4 protein-coding genes are annotated in these 5,649 nt (G+C 30.2%); all 4 read right to left on the reverse strand.

From position 1 onward, the window contains the following. Window positions 1-161 precede the first annotated feature (161 nt). The gene (locus GEZ85_RS09600; protein ID WP_322741877.1) at window positions 162-638 is read right to left on the reverse strand and encodes an HNH endonuclease signature motif containing protein; all 477 of its coding nucleotides are present in this window, start codon (window positions 636-638) and stop codon (window positions 162-164) included. 145 nt (window positions 639-783) lie between these two features. Then, entirely contained in the window at window positions 784-1,425 is a 642-nt protein-coding gene (locus tag GEZ85_RS09605) for a hypothetical protein (protein ID WP_125453292.1), read from the reverse strand. 2 nt (window positions 1,426-1,427) lie between these two features. Next, window positions 1,428-4,016: an ATP-binding protein gene (locus tag GEZ85_RS09610; RefSeq protein WP_153214847.1), complete on the reverse strand. Its 2,589-nt coding sequence runs from the start codon at window positions 4,014-4,016 to the stop codon at window positions 1,428-1,430. Between the two features lie 20 nt (window positions 4,017-4,036). Beyond that, on the reverse strand, window positions 4,037-5,413 hold the full coding sequence (locus GEZ85_RS09615) for an Eco57I restriction-modification methylase domain-containing protein (RefSeq protein ID WP_153210067.1): 1,377 nt from the start codon (window positions 5,411-5,413) through the stop codon (window positions 4,037-4,039). Window positions 5,414-5,649 lie beyond the last annotated feature (236 nt).

Below are 5,649 nucleotides of genomic sequence, written 5' to 3' on the forward strand. Positions count from 1 at the left end.
ATTTCGAAACTTTGAAAACTTCAAAAAAAGGATTTTTATTGCTCTGAACATCAAAAAAGAAAGGGCAAATTTTGTCCTTTCTCGAGCTTAGCTTTTCTTCAACCCACTACAGTTGACAAAGAGCCTCAAAAAATCGCATCACAGGTGTGATGCGATAAAAATCACTTATTGTAAACTTTTTGAAACAATTCCTTATACTTTATAGCTTCATTAGTTACGATTCTATGAACTTCCAATAATTTCATTCGCTTTTCATTTTCAGCTGGAATTTTATCAATTTTAGCATCGATTTCAGAACGTACTCTAAACAGTTCTTCCGAAATCCAAGCATAATTATGAAAAACTCGGTAAAGTTTCAAATCAACAATCATATTTCGACCTTTTATATCTTGCGAATCAATACCACCTATAATATTTCTGTAAAATATATTATTATAATCAACATCTACAGGATTATAAAATCTATCATTAGACAGTTCTTCCGGGATTTTGCTTCCATTATACAAATCACTCTTGGCTAAATTACACTTCTTGCAAGAGTATATCAGATTACTGTAATCGGTAATCAAATCACACCTATTATATTCTTCACAAATTTTACTTGGTACAAAATGGTCTACTTCAAATGGGGTCGTAATTTGCTCGTCTGAAACATTACAATAAGCACACTTACTCTCGAAATCTTTTTTTAAATTTTTTTATAACTTTTATAATTTTTATATTTTTTCTGACAAGTCCGTATAATTTTATGATACCGAAATTCTCCAATCTTTTCCATAAATATTACAATTCTCCTAGATCCTTTATAAGTTTTACTGCACATTCTAACTGACTAGTATCAAACAATTTATCTAGTTCAGTTGCGCTATCAGAAACTATATATTTATTTAAGTTAAGCTCCAATTCAGATAGATTAATAAGAACTGATGGATCGATCTCTCTATCCTTAATCTTTTGTTGCTCGTACAAAATTTTTTGCTCTATTTTTTCTTTTTGTCTTTGAAAGTTTCTTATACTTATATCTATGTTCTTCAATGAATCCTTTGATTCTTGAGTATTTATATCAAAAAAAATACTTTTCCTATAAACCTTATCCGGGTCTATGATTTCACTTCTTTGAGAATCGTCAACGTATTGTGTAAGAATGATAACGGGGAAATTTTGAATATGTCTTTTTACTGATTCATATACTTCATTTCCCACAATCTTAAAACCTTCTCTAGAAATTAGATAGTCTACCACTAATACATCAATCCTAGTATTTAAGATATCATCTAAAATTTTATTAACTAATTCTTCTTTTTCCCCATATTCATCTATGATGTAATCTTGAAAACCACAATCTCCCCTATAATAACCATAAAAACACCTCTTTATATTATCAAGTTCAGACTCCTTATCTTCAACAATTCCAATATTTATCACTATTATACCTCCTTTTGTTTACTAAATATAATCTTTATTTTGAAACCTTTAAAATCCGAAATTACTTCTGTCCTGCCACCATTTCTTTCCACTGCCTCATTTAAAATCCACATACCTAAGCCAGTTCCTTCATCTTCAGGCTTCGTAGTAATACCTGGTTTTAAAATATAATTTGGGTTAGCTTTATACTTTTCAGATAATTCTTTCCCATTATTTGAAAGTTCAAGAATTATTAAACTTTGTGTTTCAGCAAGAGAAATATCTATTCGCCTTTCACCAGAATCCTTCTCTTCCAAATAATAAACTGAATTTAAAATGAAATTATTTAAAATTAAAAACAAATCTAATTTATTGAAATTGTCGAGGGTAATTTTTGATTCAGAAAAATCCTCATATATTGATATGAATTTAGAATCTAGTAACGGTTTCCACAATTGTATAATATGACGTAATTCGTAATCAAAACTAGAAATAGTTTCTTCTCTCGACTCTTTCTCAAGAGGGGTGATAATGACTGATAACCACGCAGCCAATAACCTGTCAGTTACAGAATAAAATTGCAATAATTTGTATGGATTTAAAAAGCTTTCACCTCTATAATCACTCTCAGCTAATATCGAATCCATGCACATCTTTAAGTGGTCATTACGAGTACCCAAATCAGTTGCAACTCCATTTATCTCATGAGCAAAAGTCGAAGCCATTACACCGGATGAACTCAATGACATAAGTATATTCATTATTTCACTCTGTTCAAATTCACCAGTAATTCTATCTAAGGCCTGCTCTATATCGCTATCTTTAAATTCAGTATTAAACTCATCTTCTGAATTATTTTTACTATCAAAAGAAGTTTCAGTATCACTGGACCTATCTTCAGGAACGGACCCTTTCCCTTCTGATAAATTTCTTTTGATATCTTTCATAAAAATTTTTTTCTTTTCTGAACGAATTTTCTCATAGCGGCGATCAATCAGATTCCCTAATACTTGCAATGGATATTGTCTATCTGCTTCAAATTGTTCAATAATAAATAATAATATTTCTTTTAGTAGAGAATATTCTCTGTTTTCTACTAGGCTTTCTCGATTGGCACTATCTGTTAAATTTGGATTTCCTTCTCTAGAAATTAGTACTTCTCCAAAAATTTGATACGGCAAAACCCTCCAAGGAGCTTTATTAGTTGGTGCACCTGGATTCTTCTGTTGTCTCTCTGACAGACTCAGCCAATCAAAATATCTGCCATCATCTCCATACGGGCGTACTTTAAAGTTGTCTCTATATATTTTTATACCCGAAAAATTTTCAGACCACTTTTTTCTTTCGGTAGCATTAAACCTTTTCAAAATAGGTATAGAACTTGCTGCGCTCTTTAGAAAGAAGAGTTCTGTAGTAAAATCACCAATACTTTCAATATCTCTGATAGAGAAATCATTAGAATCTATGATATCTGAAATTTTAAACGAATATTCTATGCTACTATCGAAGCTAGACTTATTTGTTAATTTCTTTTGAAAAGCACTGTCGCTCCAAAATTCAGAATCTAGATCTATAGAAAAACTCTCACCCCCTTTAGTTACTTCAATGATTTTCAATGACAAATCAAGCTCATTTCTATCAAAAAGCAAACTGAGCTCCCCATTCTTTACCTCTGCCTTTACTCTATAATCATATCTTTTTCTATCAAAACGATCTTGGGAAGTTTTAAAATCCAGACTATGGTCATAATTGTTCAACACATTTACTTCAAAACGATCTGTACTAGTCAGTGGATTAATACTTTTTAAATTTTTGTTTACTTTCCGAAAATCTCTATTAAACCAATTATCTCTAATCGGATTCAAATGAATTATAGTTCCAGAATTATTTTCAAAATCAATAAATTCATTCTCATTCGACTTGATAAACATTTCTGCAATCTGAGCCATAGTCTTGTCATCAATAATTTCTAATTCTGCCTTCACATCATCAATCAGTTCAGCTTTTTCAAATAATTCCCAATTTAATCTCCATCTATAAAGCGAATTATCTATTTGACGAGTATAGACTTCAGTAGCAGTAGATAACTTATCAAGAGAAAACCTGCCAATCCCCTTTGCTCCTGTTTTCTGCCTACCTTTTTTACTAGTTGTATTTTTCTCTTTATCGCTGGTCCCTATATTCATCCAAACTGTAGAAAGAATTTCTTCAGTCATTCCCGTTCCATTATCAACAATATAAATATGATTATATTTAGAAAGAACTTCCTTAACAGTTTCTAATTTAATTTTTTTATTTTCTTCATTAGAACCTAATTCAATATTTTCATTGGAAAAAATACGTATTTTAGTGGCTGAGTTTTTATTTTCTATATATTCACTATTTAAAAATTCAAAGTCTTCAGCAGATAGAACATTGATATTATCACTAATATCTTGTCCTTCTTCAATAATAGGAAAAGGTATATCGTAATTGATTAATACTGATTCCGCATCAGCATCATACGAATTTTTCACTAATTCTGTCAAAGCGCCACTAACATCTGTTATATTTTCTCGCCCTATTAACCGAGCAGCTTTTGCACTAACACTAAATGCAACCTCTTTAACCATACTACACTCCTTGATAGTCACTACAGGTTTACTGGATAATTCTTTATGTCATTTACAGAAATTCTAAGTGATTTTCCACTTGCATTAATTGCTCTAGTTTCTAAATACTTATAAAATTCTTCTGACTCCAAAATTTGTTTAGCAAATTCTAATGTTCTGTCTCCTGTCGGAATAATATAAAAACCAGAATAAGGAATTGTTCTTTCATCCAAATCATAAACATTTACCTTTTCTGTTATCACTGATGAAATCATTAATTTTCTCTGATTTAAAAAATGAAGACCTTGACTTCTTCCATATTCAAACCATCTCCCATCTGATTTCCTCTTTTTCAAAGCACTCATATTATCTTGCAGATAATCAAAAGCTTTAGGGAAGCTTTTTTTAAATTCCTCAACAGAATATCTCTTCAACTGACCTTCAACATAAGCATACGGAAAAATTATTCTTTCATCAAGTCCTTTAGATAGTCGCCTTGGACTAGCTGCTGGTCTAACGACTCCATCTTCAACATTCAAATCATCGGATATCACAAACACTCTGTTTAATAAAGTTGCAACACTGTTCGCTACTTTGAATAAATCTCCGAACTTGAAATCTGATTCACATTTTCTTGAATCAACTCCAAAATACCATTGACCACTTAAAAATTTTTTATCTATTTTGAAACTTTCATTATTATCTATGTCATTATAGAAAACTTTATTGTTTATGTTATTATTATCAATAATAATAATCGCAGATGATGTCAAAACATTCCCAAAAATATGCGTGTGCTTATAATCGATAATATTTTTAATATTGGTAACTATCATATCTCTCAAGTTTTGAGCAAATACATTTTTAAAAATACTATTTGGAATTAGGTAAGCCATCTTCCCAGATTTTTTCGATAAATCTCTCATACTCTTTTCAATAAAGGCATAACAATAATCAAATTTCCCTATTTTACAAGCAAGAAAATTTGATTTTAAATATTGTCTTTGATCTAGTAAAAGCTCTTGATAAGTAATATAGGGTGGATTACCTACAATATAATCAGCCTGAACTTCTAAAATAGATTTAAGATAATCCTCATTTCGAATATCCCATTTTACATCTCTCAATCCATATTTTAATACTAGATTATTTAAATTAGATATACAAGAATCGATTACAGACTTATCTACCTCATAGCCAATAAAATATTGTTCTAAATCTTTCTTCAGTTCTCTTGGAGAAATATCTGCGCTTTGCGCTGACTGTATATATCTTTCTACAGCTATTAATAGTATATTCCCTTCACCAACCGAATTTTCAAGAAAATATTTTTTTAAGATTATATCACCTTGATAATCAACGCTATCTAACATCTGTTCAACATACTGAGAAGGAGTAAAAACTTGAAATTTTTTCATGATCTTCATTTCTTTTTTCTTTAATTATACCAAAAAACAAGGCTTGTATCCTATTTAAAACGTATATGAAATATTTTTCATATAAACAGCTTAATAAATTTGTAAAAAAGAGTCTGGGACAATAGTCCCTTATTTCCAAAAAAAGCAACGGATTTGCCGTTGCTTTTTTGCATGGTTACGATAGTCTTGGTAAAATAGAATTGCTTAATAAACCATTTAGAAAGGTTATCCCATGC

Origin of the sequence: Streptococcus mitis (assembly GCF_009496205.1) — a bacterium.
Lineage (GTDB): Bacteria > Bacillota > Bacilli > Lactobacillales > Streptococcaceae > Streptococcus > Streptococcus mitis_BN.

What these genes read in the sequence shown, in the direction of transcription:
- GEZ85_RS09610 (WP_153214847.1), bottom strand. Translation starts at nt 4,016, where the DNA reads ATGGTTAAAGAGGTTGCATTTAGTGTTAGTGCAAAAGCTGCTCGGTTA.
- GEZ85_RS09615 (WP_153210067.1), bottom strand. Translation starts at nt 5,413, where the DNA reads ATGAAAAAATTTCAAGTTTTTACTCCTTCTCAGTATGTTGAACAGATG.